Origin of the sequence: Enterobacter cloacae complex sp. P2B (genome assembly GCF_014895985.1) — a bacterium.
Lineage (GTDB): Bacteria > Pseudomonadota > Gammaproteobacteria > Enterobacterales > Enterobacteriaceae > Enterobacter > Enterobacter bugandensis.
Window position 1 is genome coordinate 12,542 of the sequence record NZ_JADBQQ010000015.1, and the last position, 16,845, is coordinate 29,386.

The 16,845-nt window shown below is 57.5% G+C and carries 11 protein-coding genes; 9 read left to right on the forward strand and 2 right to left on the reverse strand.

Annotated features, from left to right (window positions below):
* Positions 1 to 159 precede the first annotated feature (159 nt).
* Positions 160 to 2,868 (reverse strand): magnesium-translocating P-type ATPase, encoded by a 2,709-nt coding sequence (gene mgtA / locus IM313_RS13930; protein ID WP_045259608.1) that lies wholly within the window; start codon positions 2,866 to 2,868, stop codon positions 160 to 162.
* A gap of 390 nt (positions 2,869 to 3,258) precedes the next feature.
* Between mgtA and treR the strand changes: the two genes are divergently transcribed.
* From treR to IM313_RS13950, 4 genes are all read left to right on the forward strand, one after another.
* The gene (gene treR / locus IM313_RS13935; protein WP_028015312.1) at positions 3,259 to 4,206 is read left to right on the forward strand and encodes a trehalose operon repressor TreR; all 948 of its coding nucleotides are present in this window, start codon (positions 3,259 to 3,261) and stop codon (positions 4,204 to 4,206) included.
* 127 nt (positions 4,207 to 4,333) lie between these two features.
* Positions 4,334 to 5,752 (forward strand): PTS trehalose transporter subunit IIBC, encoded by a 1,419-nt coding sequence (gene treB, locus IM313_RS13940; RefSeq protein WP_028015311.1) that lies wholly within the window; start codon positions 4,334 to 4,336, stop codon positions 5,750 to 5,752.
* Between the two features lie 51 nt (positions 5,753 to 5,803).
* The gene (gene treC / locus IM313_RS13945; RefSeq protein ID WP_192972025.1) at positions 5,804 to 7,459 is read left to right on the forward strand and encodes an alpha,alpha-phosphotrehalase; all 1,656 of its coding nucleotides are present in this window, start codon (positions 5,804 to 5,806) and stop codon (positions 7,457 to 7,459) included.
* Positions 7,460 to 7,595: 136 nt separating this feature from the next.
* Positions 7,596 to 8,342 (forward strand): oligogalacturonate-specific porin KdgM family protein, encoded by a 747-nt coding sequence (locus IM313_RS13950; protein WP_192972029.1) that lies wholly within the window; start codon positions 7,596 to 7,598, stop codon positions 8,340 to 8,342.
* A gap of 8 nt (positions 8,343 to 8,350) precedes the next feature.
* Here the strand turns inward: IM313_RS13950 and IM313_RS13955 are convergent, their stop codons facing one another.
* On the reverse strand, positions 8,351 to 9,010 hold the full coding sequence (locus IM313_RS13955) for a MurR/RpiR family transcriptional regulator (protein ID WP_041911449.1): 660 nt from the start codon (positions 9,008 to 9,010) through the stop codon (positions 8,351 to 8,353).
* A gap of 179 nt (positions 9,011 to 9,189) precedes the next feature.
* Here IM313_RS13955 and IM313_RS13960 point away from each other — a divergent pair, with 179 nt between their 5' ends.
* The 5 genes from IM313_RS13960 (at position 9,190) to nrdG (ending at position 16,827) form a co-directional block, all read left to right on the forward strand.
* Positions 9,190 to 10,587: a PTS fructose transporter subunit IIC gene (locus tag IM313_RS13960; protein WP_192972024.1), complete on the forward strand. Its 1,398-nt coding sequence runs from the start codon at positions 9,190 to 9,192 to the stop codon at positions 10,585 to 10,587.
* Positions 10,588 to 10,597: 10 nt separating this feature from the next.
* Positions 10,598 to 13,195: a glycoside hydrolase family 38 C-terminal domain-containing protein gene (locus IM313_RS13965; protein ID WP_192972023.1), complete on the forward strand. Its 2,598-nt coding sequence runs from the start codon at positions 10,598 to 10,600 to the stop codon at positions 13,193 to 13,195.
* Position 13,196: 1 nt separating this feature from the next.
* Positions 13,197 to 13,769 carry a PTS sugar transporter subunit IIA gene (locus IM313_RS13970; RefSeq protein WP_041911451.1) on the forward strand — a complete coding sequence of 191 codons (573 nt, stop codon included), beginning with the start codon at positions 13,197 to 13,199 and terminating at the stop codon, positions 13,767 to 13,769.
* 369 nt (positions 13,770 to 14,138) lie between these two features.
* Positions 14,139 to 16,277: an anaerobic ribonucleoside-triphosphate reductase gene (gene nrdD / locus IM313_RS13975; RefSeq protein WP_048960133.1), complete on the forward strand. Its 2,139-nt coding sequence runs from the start codon at positions 14,139 to 14,141 to the stop codon at positions 16,275 to 16,277.
* A gap of 85 nt (positions 16,278 to 16,362) precedes the next feature.
* The gene (gene nrdG, locus IM313_RS13980) at positions 16,363 to 16,827 is read left to right on the forward strand and encodes an anaerobic ribonucleoside-triphosphate reductase-activating protein (RefSeq protein ID WP_048999490.1); all 465 of its coding nucleotides are present in this window, start codon (positions 16,363 to 16,365) and stop codon (positions 16,825 to 16,827) included.
* Positions 16,828 to 16,845: the final 18 nt, after the last annotated feature.

Sequence of the window (16,845 nt, forward strand, 5' to 3'; positions counted from 1 at the left end):
GGCCAAATACAGGCAAAACATTCTGTTAACATGCGTACAAATTGTCGTCAAGCGAATGCGCCGACGGAGATCACAGGTTGTTGAATTTGGGAGGAAAGCCAGATGCCGGGTGGCGGCTTCGCCTTACCCGGCCTACGTTTGGATTGTGGCAAAATGAGCTTACTGCCACCCATATCGACGCGCATAGAATCCTTTCACCATCTGGGTCAGCACCATATAACCCGCGAGGATCGCCACCAGCCATGGGAAGTAGCTCAGCGGCAGCGCCTGCAGCTGCAGGTAACCTGCCAGCGGCGAGAAGGGCAGCGCGATACCCAGCGCCATCACAATGCCCGTCATTACAATCAGCGGCCACGCGGCACGGCTCTGGATAAACGGAATGCGGCGGGTGCGGATCATGTGCACAATCAGCGTCTGGGACAGCAGCCCTACCACGAACCAGCCGGACTGGAACAGCGTCTGGTGTTCCGGGGTGTTGGCGTGGAACACAAACCACATCAGGCAGAAGGTCAGAATGTCGAAGATGGAGCTGATCGGCCCAAAGAACAGCATGAAGCGGCCCAGATCGGCCGGGTTCCAGCGCTGCGGCTTCTGGATCTGCTCGTCGTCCACGTTATCAAACGGGATCGCTACCTGAGAGACATCGTACATCAGGTTCTGGATCAGCAGGTGCAGCGGCAGCATCGGCAGGAACGGCAGAAACGCGCTCGCCACCAGCACGCTGAAGACGTTACCGAAGTTGGAGCTGGCGGTCATTTTGATGTATTTGAGCATGTTGGCGAAGGTGCGACGCCCTTCGATGACGCCCTCCTCCAGCACCATCAGGCTCTTTTCCAGCAGGATGATATCCGCCGCTTCACGGGCGATATCCACAGCGCCGTCCACGGAGATGCCAATGTCCGCCGCACGCAGCGCGGGCGCATCGTTGATGCCGTCGCCCATAAAGCCCACCACGTGCCCTTCACGACGCAGCAGCGTCACAATGCGCTCTTTGTGCATCGGCGTCAGGCGGGCAAACAGCGTCGTGCGCTGGGCAAGCTGCGCCAGTTCGTCGTCGGTGAGGTGCTCAATGTCGCTCCCGACCACCACGTCGCCCGCGTCCAGCCCCACTTCGTGACACACTTTGGCCGCCACCAGCTCGCTGTCGCCGGTGAGAATTTTGACGGTGATGCCGCTCGCCTTCAGCGCCTTCAGCGCCGGTGCGGTGGTCTCTTTCGGCGGATCGAGGAATGCGATGTAACCCTCGAGGATCAAATCGGATTCGTCGATACGCTGATAGTCCCCCTCCCGCGCGGGCAGGAATTTGCTCGCCACCGCCACCACGCGCAGCCCCTGACGGTTCAGGTTGTCGGTGACGCGCTTGATGCGGCGCAGCATGGTGTCGTCCAGCGGCACGATCTCCCCGTTATGGCGCACCTGCGTGGAGACGTTCAGGATCTCCTGCAGCGCGCCTTTGCAGATCAGCTGGTGCACGTCCGGCTGCTCGCTCACCACCACCGACATGCGGCGGCGCTCGAAGTCGAACGGGATTTCGTCCACCTTCTGCCAGCGGCCGGAGAGCGTACGGGCGGCCTCCTCGTCCACGCCTTCCAGCACCGCCACGTCGAGCAGGTTTTTCAGCCCGGTCTGGTAGTGGCTGTTCAGCCACGCGCTGTGGAGCACGCGCTCGCTGGTTTTACCAGCGATGTCGGTGTGGTTCTCCAGCACGATTTTGTCCTGCGTCAGGGTGCCGGTTTTATCGGTGCAGAGGATGTCCATCGCGCCAAAGTTCTGGATGGCGTCGAGGTGCTTGACGATCACCTTTTGTTTAGAGAGTTTGACCGCCCCGCGCGCCAGCGTGGAGGTAACGATCATCGGCAGCATTTCCGGCGTCAGGCCGACGGCCACGGAGAGCGCAAACAGCGCCGCCTCCCACCAGTCGCCCTTGGTGTAGCCGTTGATCAACAGGACAATCGGCGTCATGACCATCATAAAGCGGATCAGCAGCATGCTGACGCGGCCAATCCCTTTCTGGAAGGCGTTCGGCTCGCTCTCCTGCTCGCTGACGCGTCCGGCCAGCTGGCCAAACCAGGTGTTGCCCCCGGTGGCGGTGACAATTGCCTGCGCCGTGCCGCTGACCACCGTGGTGCCCATAAAGCACAGGGTGTCGCACTCGAGCGGGTTCATCTGCTGCGGGTCGCGGCTGCGCGATACCTTCTCAACGGGCAGGGACTCGCCAGTCAGGGAGGCCTGCGCCACGAACAGATCCCGCGCCTGGATGATGCGTAAATCCGCCGGGATCATGTCTCCCGCCGCCAGCTTCACCAGGTCGCCCGGCACCAGCTGGTCAATGGGCAGCTCAACCCAGGCGTTTTCGCCGAGGTCGTTAATCACGCGCGAGACGGTCGCGGTGTTGCTGACCATCGCCTTCAGGGCGTCCGCCGCTTTGGTGGAGCGGGCTTCCTGAATGAAGTTCAGCAGCGTGGAGATACCCACCATCAGGGCAATCACGCCCGCGGCAAAGAGATCTTCCGTCGCGTAAGAGATAATGCCGAGTACGGTCAGCAGCAGGTTGAACGGGTTGCGGTAGCAGAGCCACAGGTGCACCCACCACGGAGAGGGCTTCTGCGCCGGGATCTGGTTATCGCCGTGCACGGCGCGGATTTTTTCCACTTCAGACGCGTTCAGCCCTTCCGGATGGCCGCCAAAGGCGCGCCAGACTTCGTTTTCATCCATCGCCGCCACGTTCAGGCAGCGTTCGGTCAGGGACGCCGGGATCGCCGCTCCCGCCATGTTTTTGGCATTGGGCAGCGGATCGCGCTGAACAAGACGGTGTGGCAGATGGCGGCTCAGCAGCGCCTGCAGCTGCCGGGTGATATTTTTAAACATAGACATTCCTCCGCATCCGCCAGGCGGACGCAGCATTCCCTTCAGGCGTGGCAAAGCCGTACCTGTCAGGCACTCAATTTTTCAAGCAGGAACGTTTGGGACGTTGCTGCCTCACATTACCGGTGAGACAGCAAAAGCTGGCTTACCGGAAAGAACAAATTCTCCCGTTCAGGAGAGGTGCGGGATCGGGATCCATAAAGCCTCCGGTAAGTAAAAAAACAGGGTGTCGCCGCGCAGTATAAAGATTTAAGCGTACCCTTTGTGACGATTCGGGCGGTATTATACGCGCCTGCAAATAAACAGTACGTAAACCAGACTTTGCCCATAGCGAAATCGCGCTATAGCATTAGGCTCAATTGACCATTTTGTCGTTGTTACAGGGAAAACAGCATGCAGAACCGCCTTACAATTAAAGACATCGCGCGTTTAAGCGGCGTGGGGAAATCAACCGTCTCACGCGTGCTGAACAACGAAAGCGGCGTCAGCGAACGCACCCGCGAGCGCGTTGAGGCGGTCATGAATCAGCACGGTTTTTCCCCTTCCCGCTCCGCGCGCGCCATGCGCGGGCAGAGCGATAAAGTGGTTGCGATCATCGTTTCGCGTCTGGATTCCCTCTCCGAAAACCTCGCCGTTCAGACCATGCTGCCTGCCTTCTACGAGCAGGGCTATGATCCGATCATGATGGAGAGCCAGTTCTCGCCACAGCTGGTGGAAGAACATCTCGGCATGCTCCAGCGCCGTAACATTGACGGCGTGGTGCTGTTTGGTTTTACCGGCATTGACGAGGAGATGCTGAAACACTGGCAGCCGTCTCTGGTGCTGCTGGCGCGCGATGCCCACGGCTTTGCCTCCGTCTGTTATGACGATGAGGGGGCGATTATTACCCTGATGCAGCGCCTGTACGAAGAAGGCCACCGCCACATCAGCTATCTGGGCGTGCCGCACGCGGACGTTACCACCGGCAAGCGCCGCCACGAAGCCTATCTGGCCTTTTGCAAAAAGCACAATCTCCCTGCCGTGGCCTCCCTGCCGGGGCTGGGCATGAAGCAGGGCTACGAGCAGGTCGCCAGCGTCCTGACGCCGCAGACCACCGCGCTGGTGTGCGCCACGGACACCCTTGCGCTGGGTGCCAGCAAGTATCTGCAGGAGCAGCGCATTGATAACCTGCAGGTGGCGAGCGTCGGCAGCACGCCGCTGATGAAGTTCCTGCACCCTGAAATTATCACCGTCGATCCGGGCTACGCCGAGTCCGGCAGACAGGCCGCCGCGCAGCTGATCGAGCAGATCAACGGGCGGAGCGAGCCGCGCCAGATCGTTATTCCTGCCCGTCTCTCATAACCCCCCTGAATCGTTTATTGTGATCTTCGCCCGATTTCGGGAACGTTCCCATTTTCGCCGTCACGCTGAAGGAGTAGGCTTGCGCTCAGGTCATTACCCCCCTCAACATCTGTCATGAGGTTTCATGATGAGTAAAGTCAAACAAGCAGATATCGATCGGCTGATCGTCCTGGTCGGCGGCCGCGAGAACATCGCCACCGTCAGCCATTGCATTACCCGCCTGCGCTTCGTGCTGAACGATCCGGCCAGGGCCAACCCGAAGGCGATTGAAGAGCTTTCCATGGTGAAAGGCTGCTTCACCAACGCCGGACAGTTCCAGGTGGTGATTGGTACCGAAGTGGGCGATTACTATCAGGCTCTGCTGGCGACCACCGGACACTCTTCTGCCGATAAAGAGCAGGCGAAGAAGGCGGCGCGCCAGAATATGAAGTGGCACGAGCAGCTGATTTCCCACTTTGCAGAAATCTTCTTCCCGCTGCTGCCGGCGCTGATCAGCGGGGGCTTAATTTTGGGCTTCCGTAACGTCATCGGCGATGTGCCAATGAGCGACGGTAAAACCCTGGCGCAGATGTACCCGGCGCTGCAAAGCATCTATGACTTCCTGTGGCTGATTGGCGAAGCGATCTTCTTCTATCTGCCGGTGGGGATTTGCTGGTCCGCGGTGCGCAAGATGGGCGGTACGCCAATTCTCGGTATCGTACTGGGCGTCACGCTGGTCTCTCCGCAGTTAATGAACGCTTACTTACTTGGTCAGCAGGTGCCGGAAGTGTGGAACTTCGGCCTGTTTACCATCGCCAAGGTGGGCTATCAGGCGCAGGTCATTCCGGCCCTGCTGGCGGGTCTGGCGCTGGGCTTTATTGAGACGCGTCTGAAGCGCATCGTGCCGGATTACCTCTACCTGGTGGTGGTGCCGGTCTGCTCGCTGATCCTGGCCGTCTTCCTGGCGCACGCTTTTATCGGTCCGTTTGGCCGCATGATCGGCGACGGCGTGGCCTTCGCGGTGCGTCATCTGATGACCGGCAGCTTCGCGCCAATCGGTGCCGCGCTGTTTGGCTTCCTGTATGCCCCGCTGGTGATCACCGGCGTGCACCAGACCACGCTGGCCATCGATATGCAGATGATCCAGAGCCTCGGCGGTACCCCGGTCTGGCCGATTATCGCCCTCTCTAACATCGCACAGGCCTCTGCGGTGACCGGCATCATTATCGTTAGCCGTAAGCACAACGAGCGTGAGATCTCCGTTCCGGCGGCCATCTCCGCCTATCTCGGCGTCACCGAACCGGCGATGTACGGTATCAACCTGAAGTATCGCTTCCCGATGCTCTGCGCGATGATCGGCTCTGGCCTGGCGGGCCTGCTGTGCGGCCTGAACGGCGTGATGGCGAACGGGATTGGCGTCGGCGGCCTGCCGGGGATCCTCTCCATCCAGCCTACTTTCTGGCAAGTGTTTGCCCTGGCCATGGCGGTGGCGATTATCGTCCCCATGGCGCTCACCACCGTGGTTTACCAGCGTAAGTTCCGTCAGGGCACGCTGCAGATTGTTTAACTTCATCTTTCGGGGCGCAGTTGCGCCCCTTCGCATTTGCAGGAACGCATTATGAATACCCTTCCTCACTGGTGGCAGAACGGCGTCATCTACCAGATTTACCCAAAGAGTTTTCAGGACACCACCGGCAGCGGCACCGGCGATCTGCGCGGCGTGACGCAGCGGCTGGATTACCTGAAAACCCTCGGCATCGACGCCATCTGGCTGACGCCGTTTTATATTTCCCCGCAGGTGGATAACGGCTACGACGTGGCGAATTACACCGCCATCGACCCGTCCTTTGGCACGCTGGATGACTTTGACGAGCTGGTTGCAGAAGCGCACGAACGCGGCATTCGCATCGTGCTGGATATGGTGTTTAACCATACCTCCACGCAGCACGCCTGGTTCCGCGAGTCGCTGAACAAAGAGAGCCCGTACCGCCAGTTCTACATCTGGCGCGACGGCACGCCGGAGCAGCTCCCCAACAACTGGCGCTCCAAGTTTGGCGGCAACGCCTGGCGCTGGCACGCCGAGAGCGAGCAGTATTATCTTCACCTTTTCGCGCCCGAGCAGGCGGATCTCAACTGGGAAAACCCGGCGGTGCGCGCCGAGCTGAAAAAGGTATGCGAGTTCTGGGCCGATCGCGGCGTGGACGGCTTGCGTCTGGACGTGATTAACCTCATCTCTAAAGATCAGGATTTCCCGGACGACACCATTGGCGATGGTCGCCGCTTCTACACTGACGGCCCGCGCATCCACGAATATCTCCAGGAGATGAGCCGCGACGTCTTCACCCCGCGCAACCTGATGACGGTGGGCGAGATGTCGTCAACCTCGCTGGAGAACTGCCAGCAGTACGCGTCGCTCGACGGGCGCGAGCTGTCGATGACCTTTAACTTCCACCACCTGAAGGTGGACTACCCCGGCGGCGAAAAGTGGACGAAGGCAAAGCCGGACTTCGTGGCGCTGAAAACCCTTTTCCGCCACTGGCAGCAGGGGATGCACAACAAAGCCTGGAACGCGCTGTTCTGGTGTAACCACGACCAGCCGCGCATCGTGTCGCGCTTTGGCGACGAAGGGGAACACCGCGTTCACGCTGCAAAGATGCTCGGCATGGTGCTGCACGGCATGCAGGGCACGCCGTATATCTACCAGGGTGAAGAGCTGGGCATGACTAACCCGCACTTCAGCCGCATCACCGACTACCGCGACGTGGAAAGCCTGAACATGTTCGCCGAACTGCGGGCCAATGGCCGTGAGCCGGATGAATTACTGGCGATTCTGGCGAGTAAATCCCGCGATAACGGGCGAACCCCAATGCAGTGGGACGCGTCACACAATGCGGGCTTTACCGAGGGCGAGCCGTGGATTGGGGTCTGCGATAACTATGAAACTGTGAATGCCCGTACGGCGCTGGACGACCCGGATTCAGTGTTCTACACCTATCAGTCGCTGATTCGTCTGCGCAAAGCCCTCCCGGTGCTGACGTGGGGAGATTATGAAGATCTCCTGCCGGAACACCCTTCCCTGTGGTGCTATCGCCGCCAGTGGCAGGGCCAGACGCTGATGGTGGTGGCGAACCTGAGCCGAGAGCACCAGCAGTGGCAGCCGGACCCGGTACAGGGCGCATGGCAGGTCGCACTCAGCAACTATGAGGACGTCCCCTCTCGTCCCGATACGCTGCAACTGCGCCCGTTTGAAGCCATCTGGTGGGTGCAGGAATAAACGTCAGGAGATACAGCATGCTGTATCTCCTTTTTTTATGTTTAGCGATACGCTAAATGTACGACGATAACTTTTACATCACGGCGTACCGAAAATAAAAATAGCCCTGCCAATTAAATAACCTCGGCAGGACATGATGAAAAAGACAATTATTAAAGTAACGTGTATTAGCGCATTATTATTGAGCACACAGGGATGGTGCGGAAATACGTCCGTCGACCTTCGCTTTGGCCATAATACGCGCTCTGACGTAAATGATTCACGTATTAAGGTTATGCATCAGGCGGATAACGGTTTTTACTTCTCCGTTGAAGCTGCACAAAACCACAACGATACCTTTTTTGGTGATACCGACCGAAATAATCCCGATGACAAAGGATTAACGGAGGCGGCACAGGAGATTGAAACGCGCTGGCGCTTCAATCTGGGCAATGGCTATGCCGTTGCGCCTGGCATGGTGACGGTTTTCACCCCCAGTAATACCCACTATCGCCCCTTCATTCAGGGCTGGAAAGCGTTTGATAACGGTCTGAATCTTTCCGCCCGTTACCGTTATAACACCGTCAATGACGCGCACAGCGACAAAGAACTCGACGGCAGCGGCTATACCCGCCGCCAGTCACACCAGTTCGACATTTGGTTCGCGTACAACATTGGCAAATTCGGTATGTCCTACAACCCGCGCTTCCGCTGGCAGGATAATGTCGATCAGGGAACCGGGGATGATACCTACTGGGAGCATACCGTTGCGTTCAACTACCAGCTCGACGATGGCTGGACGCCTTACGTCGAGCTGGTGTCACTGGATAAAACCTATATCAACAATGACGGCAACCATGAAAATGATTATGCCGTACGTCTGGGGATAGTGAAGCAGCTCTGACGGCCTGACTACACCGTATCGTGCTGCAGCAGCCTGCAGCCGATACGGTCCACGGCGCTTAACAGTTCAAGCTGGCCCTCCCGCTGATACAGCGATACCGCGTTAATGTCGATCGATAACGGCCAGCATAGCGTTGAGATCGACGCCAGCGTCGCCCCCTGACGGGTAATTGCAATAATCTTTAAGCCCTTGCGCAGCGCGTTTCGCGCCATTTCTATCAGCGACTGTGTCTCCCCGGATTTGCTGATCAGCACCAGCGTCCCCTTCGATACCCGTGTCAGCTGGTGCATGTCATTCAAAATAAGATGCGGCAGGCTCGCCAGCGATAAAAAGCGCGACAGGTAGTTGAGGCTGGTAAGCGAGGCGCCGCGTGCGTACAGATAGATATGGCTGGAATGGATGAGCAGCCTGGACACCTCCGCCACAATGTCGTCCGCCTGCGGACCCGCGTCGGGCACTGCAGGCGCCGGGGTAAAATGATCGCGTAAAAAACGATACCGAAGCTCGGTATAGCTTTTATACCCCATTTTTTTACACACACGATTAACGGATGTTGTCGTTGTAAAGGTATCACGGGCAATCTCTTTTGCCGAAATATTAGAAATATTACACGCGTGATGCTGAATGTATTCAAATATCAAGCGTTCACTTCCCTGGAATGAATTCATATATTACACCCTGTTTAATCCCGGCATGATATTAACACAACAGAGAAATAGTCTCTGGAAGGCGCTTCACACATTGCATTTACGCGTATCGCGATACGTAATTAGTATTAGCAAACGTTAAAAACTGTTTTAGGTTCTCTTTATACTTTCCCTGTTTTCACATCCAGGGAATTATGACAATGACGAAACAGAAAGTTGTCGCGGTAACGGCGTGCCCGACGGGCATTGCACATACCTTTATGGCGGCGAATAAAATTATTGCATGGGCTAGAGAGCACAATATTGAGGTTAAGGTCGAAACGCAGGGCAGCGACGGCGTTAAAAACCGCTTAACGAAGCAGGATATCGCCTCCGCCACGGCCATTATTCTGGCAACCGACGTCCCCATTCAGGATGCCGAGCGCTTTGAAAACATTCCCCACCTTCAGACCCGCACGCAAGAGCTGATCAAGCATACCGATCGCTATCTGCGTCAGGCGCTTGCCATGGAAAAAAACGTCACGACTGTCGTACATGAAGACGAACTCCAGCCTTCGGCTTACCAGATTTTTATCGGCCATATCATGGCGGCCATCAGCTATATGCTGCCGGTGGTGGTCATGGGCGGGCTGATGATGGCAACGGCCAAAATTACCGGCCAGTTTATTAACATCGACCATTCGCCGTTCAGCGTGCTGGATAAAGTGGGCTTTATGACCATTAAGTTCATGTATCCGGTTTTCGCCATGTATCTGGCGTTTTCCATTGCCGGCAAACCGGCGCTGATCCCCGGACTTATCGGCGGCATCATGTCAGACGAGGTCTACAAGCGCTTCTTTGATATCGAAGGCTTTATGCCGTCCGGCTTTTTCGGCGCGATCGGCATTGGCTTTTTTGTGGGCTATCTGGTGCGCTGGCTGAATGATTCCATTCACGTCCGCCAGCAGCTCACCACCATCAAGACCATGCTGGTCGTCCCACTGATCACCGGCATTACGCTGGTGATGGTCATGGAATATTTGATTAACCCGATTTTTGGCTCGCTTAACCAGCTGATGGTGGTCTTTTTTACCTCGGCAGGTGACACCGGGCGCGGATTCTATTCCGCGATGATCGCCGCAGGCACCGCGTTCGACCTGGGCGGCCCGGTCAACAAGGCGGCAGGCTCAGTCGCGCTCGGCCTGAATGGCATGAGCGAAACGTTTGATCTCACCGCCCGCGAACTCTCCATCGTGATCCCCTCTATTGGTGTCGGCTTTGCCGCGTTCCTCAACGGCCGCTTTGGATTACCGGATGTTTTTAGCCGGGAAGAGAAAACCGTCGGGAGTACCTCGTTGCTGTTGGGCGTGATTGGGATCTCCGAAGGCGCGATCCCGTTCATCCTGAAAAACCCACGTCTGATCCCGGTGTTCATGACCGGTGCCGTCGCCGGCGCGCTGGTCGCCATTGCACTCGGCGTGAAGCAGACGCTGCCGCTGCCTGCCATCTGGGGCTGGCCGCTGGCAACCAACGTGGTGGGCTACCTGGCGAGCGTCTTTATTGGCGCACTGATTTGCGCCCTGGGCGTGCTTTACGTCAGCCCAAAGAACGCCAGCTAAGGGGAAGGTTATGAATCAGATCCACGTCATTGCCCATACGCACTGGGATCAGGAGTGGTATTTCACCCGTCAGGACAGCATGGTGCTGGCGTCATATAACTTTGCGGACGTCATCGACACGCTGGAGCAGGACCCGGCTTACAGCTGCTATCACCTTGATGGACAGATGGCGGTGGTAGAGGACTTTCTCGCCATCAATCCCGAGTATCGCACCAGGCTGGAGACGCTGGTCAGAGCGAAAAGGATTTTTGTGGGGCCGTGGTATACCCAGACGGACACCTACAACGTGCATGGCGAATCCATTATCCGCAACCTCAAATACGGCATCTTCTCTGCCCGTAAGCTGGGGCACACCATGCAGGTTGGGTATCTTCCGGATACCTTCGGCCACAATGCGCAGATGCCCACGATTTTGCAGGGCTGCAATATCGACAACATCGTCTTCTGGCGCGGCATCGATCACGACAGACAGGCGAAAAGCAGCCAGTTCCTCTGGCGCGCGCCGTCAGGGGCGACCGTTATCGCCTGCGCGATGGCATTCGGTTATGGCGCGGCTAAAAACATCTCTTCAGACGCGAGCCATTTGCAGGGAAAAATCTTCCCGATGGTTAATCTCCTGCGCTCGCGGGCCGGAATAAATGACCTGCTGCTGCCCTGCGGCGGCGATCAGGTCAGTATCGACCCGGCGCTGCCGAAAATCCTGCAGGTCGCCAGCGCACGCTCCCCGGATGAGGACCATTACGTCATCAGTTCGCTGGAGCGCTACGTCGACATTCTGCGCGCGCAGCGTGAGCAGTTTGAATTCTGGGAAGGAGAGCTGAAATCGCCGCGCTACACCCGCATCCATAAAACGATCGGCTCCGTGCGCTACGACATTAAAAAGAAAAATGATGCAGTTGAGCAGTTCATCCTGCGGCAGCTGGAGCCGACAATCGCCATGGCGCGTCATCAGGGGCTCCCGGTCAACCTCTCGGTGGTCGATACGCTCTGGAAGAAGCTGTTGCGAAGCCATGCCCATGACTCCATCGGCGGCTGTAACAGCGATGCCACCAACCGCGATATTTTGCATCGACTGGAGCAAACCGAACAGCTGTGCCACAGCCTGTGGAACCTGGTGGTAAAAACGCTGGCCGCCGGCTGCGCTCGGGAAGGCGATCTGCTGATTTTTAACCCGCTGGCCACGCAAACGCAGCGCGTGGTGAAAACCACTCTCTATAGCCGCGCTGAAAATATCGCCCTGATGTATCAGGGGCAGGCCATCCCCTTCGACGTCCTGAAAAGAGACGTGTTGCCCGGCGGAACGGCGATCTCCCTTAACGCCGAAGGCGAGTGTGAAACGCCCCTTCCCCCTTATTACCGCTGGCACGTTGCTGTGAAAACACCGGTTCTGCCGCCGGTCGGCTATCTCAGCGTTAACGTTGAAGATGACCCGGCGCCTTTCCGGCAGCCTGAACAGACAACGGGCAGCGAGATAGAGAATGCACAGTACAGATTAACGCTGGACGACGGAACGCTAACTCTGCACGACAAACGCAGTGGCAGATGCATCCCCTCGTTCTTTACCCTTGAAGACTGTGCGGATGCGGGCGACAGCTACGATTTCTCACCGCTTGCGGGCGATACGCCGACGCGATGCGACCATTTCACGCTCGTCGACTGCCTGAAAACGCCGCTTGTCGAAAAGCTGATCGTTGAAGTCACCCTGTTTCTTCCGCCAGATCTCGCCGGACGCCAGGATACTGCCCGAACGCCGTTATCCATTCGTCTGGAGTGTACATTACGCGAAGACGATCCGAACCTGTACGTCGAGGCTTCGCTGGAAAACAGCCACTGCGATCACCGGCTACGTTTACTGATCGGCAGCGATATTCGCACCCGTCACGCTATCGCCTCCCAGCCCTTCGCGATAATCCAGCGCGATACGGGGTGTGAGAGTGGAAACTGGCAGGAGCGCTATCGCGAGATGCCCGTGGATATCGAAACCACCGAAGGCATTATTGCTGTCGCGGAAGCGGGCAAAGCGCTGGTGGTGAATAGTCGCGGTATGAAGGAATTTCAGATTATCGGCAGCGAACCCGCGACGATTGCCCTGACGTTATTTAAAGCGACGGGCGTGCTCGGGCGCAACGATCTCGACTGGCGACCGGGCCGGGCGTCCGGCATTAATAATACGGTGGTTGAGACCCCCGACGCCCAGTTACTGAAACCGCTGCACTTTTCATTTACCGTCGCGCTGGCCGACAACGCCGACCATCTCACGCTTCGCCAGCTGGAAAATCAGGCGGCCGGACAGCCCTTCACCTACCAACGGCAATCGTTACACACGCTCGATCACCGCCTTGAGCGCTTTGCGTTGCGTCTGCCCGAGCATCAGCTTCCGGCACAATTCTCATTATTGACCCTGCCGGAGCCGCTAGTCCTTTCTGCCCTGCCCCATGCGCAACGATCGAATGGCACCGTCGTCCGGGTGTTTAACGCCGGGACGCAGCCGGTTCCCGTCCCGGAAAGTCTGGCGGGGCTACGTCAGATCAACTATCTGGAAGAGCCTGTGCCGCCGGTAACGGCAATCCCCCCTTTCGCAACCTGCGATTTTTTGATGGAGGCTTAATATGAACTTGCTTGCATTGACGCACCCCGATCTGGTTTTTATCAATCCGCCGCACCGTACGCCTGAAGCGCTGATCCGCTGGCTCGCCGAACCGCTCGCCAGGCGAAAAATCATCTGCGATGAAGAAACATTCATCCAGAGCGTGTTACAGCGCGAAAGCGAAGGCCCTACCGCGCTGGGTGAAGCGCTCGCCGTTCCGCACGGTAAAACCGAGGCGGTGCAGCAGGCGGCGTTTTGTCTGGCACTCTTTGACGACCCGATACGCTGGCCGGGGCTGGACGGTGATGAAGAGGTCAGAATGGTTTTCCTGCTCGCCATTCCGCCCGCGGAAGCAGGCAGTACCCATATGCAACTGCTGACGACGCTGACCAGTTTATTGACAGAAGATCGAGTGCGCGCGCAGCTTCTGGCGGCGCGCACCCGGGAAGAGGCGATGTCCGCCCTGAGTGCTGAAGAACCTCAAAAACAGGATGCGGCCCCTGACCGCTCCCTTCTCATTCCGGTGATACTGGGCAGTATCGCTACCGCAGCCTTTTTACAGGCAGGATTGAGCTGGGCCTGCGCGGTGAGTTAACCGAACGGCGCTCAGCATGTACCACGTTGAGCGCTTGTTTTTGTTGAATAATTAATCAGATTTTTCCTTCGCGTCTTTACAAAGGCTGAAGCGCCCGCCGTTTGTACTCTCGTCTTTTTACTTTGTTCTGCGTCAAATAAATCGCAAACTTGTTTGATGCAAATCACTATATGTAGAACTTAAAATGCACGCCGACCCAACATCTTGTATTAATCGTCTACTATTCCAACAACAAGACGGCGCTTACGCTGGCCGGAATTGTGGATAACATGAGCTGGGAACGGGGGAAGTCTTTGGCCTGGCGGGGAATACGTCCGGTGAATACTTCTCCACCTCTGTGGATAACCTGTTTTTAAAAATGGAGTGATCATGACACCGCATGTGATGAAACGTGATGGCTGTAAAGTGCCGTTTAAATCAGAGCGCATCCAGGAAGCCATTCTGCGTGCAGCTAAAGCAGCGGGAGTCGATGACGCAGATTACTGCGCCACCGTCGCAGAAGTCGTTAGCAGCCAGATGACTGAACGCAGCCAGGTCGATATCAACGAGATCCAGACCGCGGTTGAAAACCAGCTGATGGCTGGCCCCTACAAACAGTTAGCCCGCGCCTACATTGAGTATCGCCACGATCGCGACGTGCAGCGTGAGAAGCGCGGTCGTCTGAATCAGGAGATCCGTGGCCTGGTGGAGCAGACCAACTCTGCCCTGCTCAATGAAAACGCCAACAAAGACAGCAAAGTGATCCCGACCCAGCGCGATCTGCTGGCCGGTATCGTCGCCAAACACTATGCCCGCCAGCATCTGCTGCCGCGCGACGTGGTCTCGGCACACGAGCGCGGCGAGATCCACTATCACGACCTCGATTACTCGCCGTTCTTCCCGATGTTCAACTGCATGCTGATCGACCTGAAAGGCATGCTGACCCAGGGCTTTAAAATGGGTAACGCCGAGATTGAACCGCCTAAGTCGATCTCCACGGCGACAGCGGTAACGGCACAGATCATCGCTCAGGTGGCGAGCCACATTTATGGCGGGACCACCATTAACCGTATTGACGAAGTGCTGGCCCCGTTCGTGACGGCGAGCTTCAACAAGCATCGGAAAACTGCCGAAGAGTGGCAGATCCCGGACGCGGACGGCTATGCGCGCTCCCGTACCGAAAAAGAGTGCTACGACGCGTTCCAGTCGCTGGAATATGAAGTGAACACGCTGCACACCGCCAACGGGCAGACGCCGTTTGTGACCTTCGGTTTTGGCCTGGGCACCAGCTGGGAATCACGCCTGATCCAGCAGTCCATTCTGCGCAACCGTATTTCCGGCCTCGGCAAGAACCGCAAAACCGCGGTGTTCCCGAAACTGGTGTTCGCCATCCGCGACGGCCTGAACCACAAGTTTGGCGATCCGAACTACGACATCAAACAGCTGGCGCTGGAGTGCGCGAGCAAGCGCATGTACCCGGACATTCTGAACTACGACCAGGTGGTAAAAGTCACCGGCTCGTTTAAAACGCCTATGGGCTGCCGCAGCTTCCTCGGGGTGTACGAGGATGAAAACGGCGAGCAGATCCACGACGGGCGTAACAACCTGGGCGTCATCAGCCTGAACCTGCCGCGCATCGCGCTGGAGGCCAAAGGCAATGAAGCTGAATTCTGGAAACTGCTGGATGAACGCCTGCAGCTGGCGCGTAAGGCGCTGATGACCCGTATCGCACGCCTTGAAGGGGTGAAAGCCCGCGTGGCGCCCATCCTCTATATGGAAGGGGCATGCGGCGTGCGCCTGAAGGCGGACGATGACGTGTCCGAGATCTTCAAAAACGGCCGCGCGTCGATTTCGCTGGGCTATATCGGCATCCACGAAACCATCAACGCCCTGTCTGGCGACGCGCATATGTACGACAGCGCGGCCCTGCGCGAAAAAGGCATTGCGATTGTCCAGCGCCTGCGCGACGCGGTTGACCAGTGGAAAGAGGAAACTGGCTACGGGTTTAGCCTCTACAGTACGCCGAGCGAGAACCTGTGCGACCGCTTCTGCCGTCTGGACACCGCCGAGTTCGGGATTGTGGAAGGCGTGACCGACAAAGGGTACTACACCAACAGCTTCCACCTCGACGTGGAGAAAAAGGTAAACCCGTACGACAAGATCGACTTCGAAGCGGCCTATCCGCCCATCGCCAGCGGCGGGTTCATCTGCTACGGCGAGTACCCGAACATCCAGCACAACCTGAAGGCGCTGGAAGACGTGTGGGATTATAGCTATCAGCACGTGCCGTATTACGGGACCAATACGCCAATCGACGAATGCTACGAGTGTGGCTTTACCGGTGAGTTCGAGTGTACGAGCAAAGGCTTTACCTGCCCGAAATGCGGCAACCACGATGCAGCCCGTGTCTCCGTGACCCGCCGCGTGTGCGGCTATCTCGGCAGCCCGGATGCCCGTCCGTTTAACGCCGGCAAGCAGGAAGAGGTGAAGCGCCGGGTGAAACATCTGGGGAATGGGCAGATCGGTTGAGCCAATGCCACATTTATGCCCGGTGGCGCTACGCTTACCGGGCCTACAATCCGCACTCACACTGTACCCGGCTTGGTTAACCGCTATGAACTACCATCAGTACTACCCCGTCGACATCGTCAACGGCCCCGGCACCCGCTGCACCCTGTTCGTTTCAGGTTGCGTACATGAGTGCCCCGGCTGCTACAACAAAAGCACCTGGCGCGTAAATTCCGGCATGCCGTTTACCGCTGAAATGGAAGACCGCATCATCAACGACCTGAACGACACGCGCATCAAACGCCAGGGGATTTCGCTCTCCGGCGGCGATCCGCTCCATCCGCAAAACGTGCCGGAGATCCTGAAGCTGGTGAAGCGCATCCGCCGCGAGTGCGCGGGAAAAGATATCTGGGTCTGGACGGGATATAAGCTGGATGAGCTGAATGCAGCTCAGAAGGAAGTTGTGGATTTAATTAACGTGCTGGTGGACGGCAAGTTCGTGCAGGATTTAAAAGACCCGGCCCTGATCTGGCGCGGCAGCAGCAACCAGGTTGTGCATCATTTGCGGTGAATGAAGGCGGATAACCTC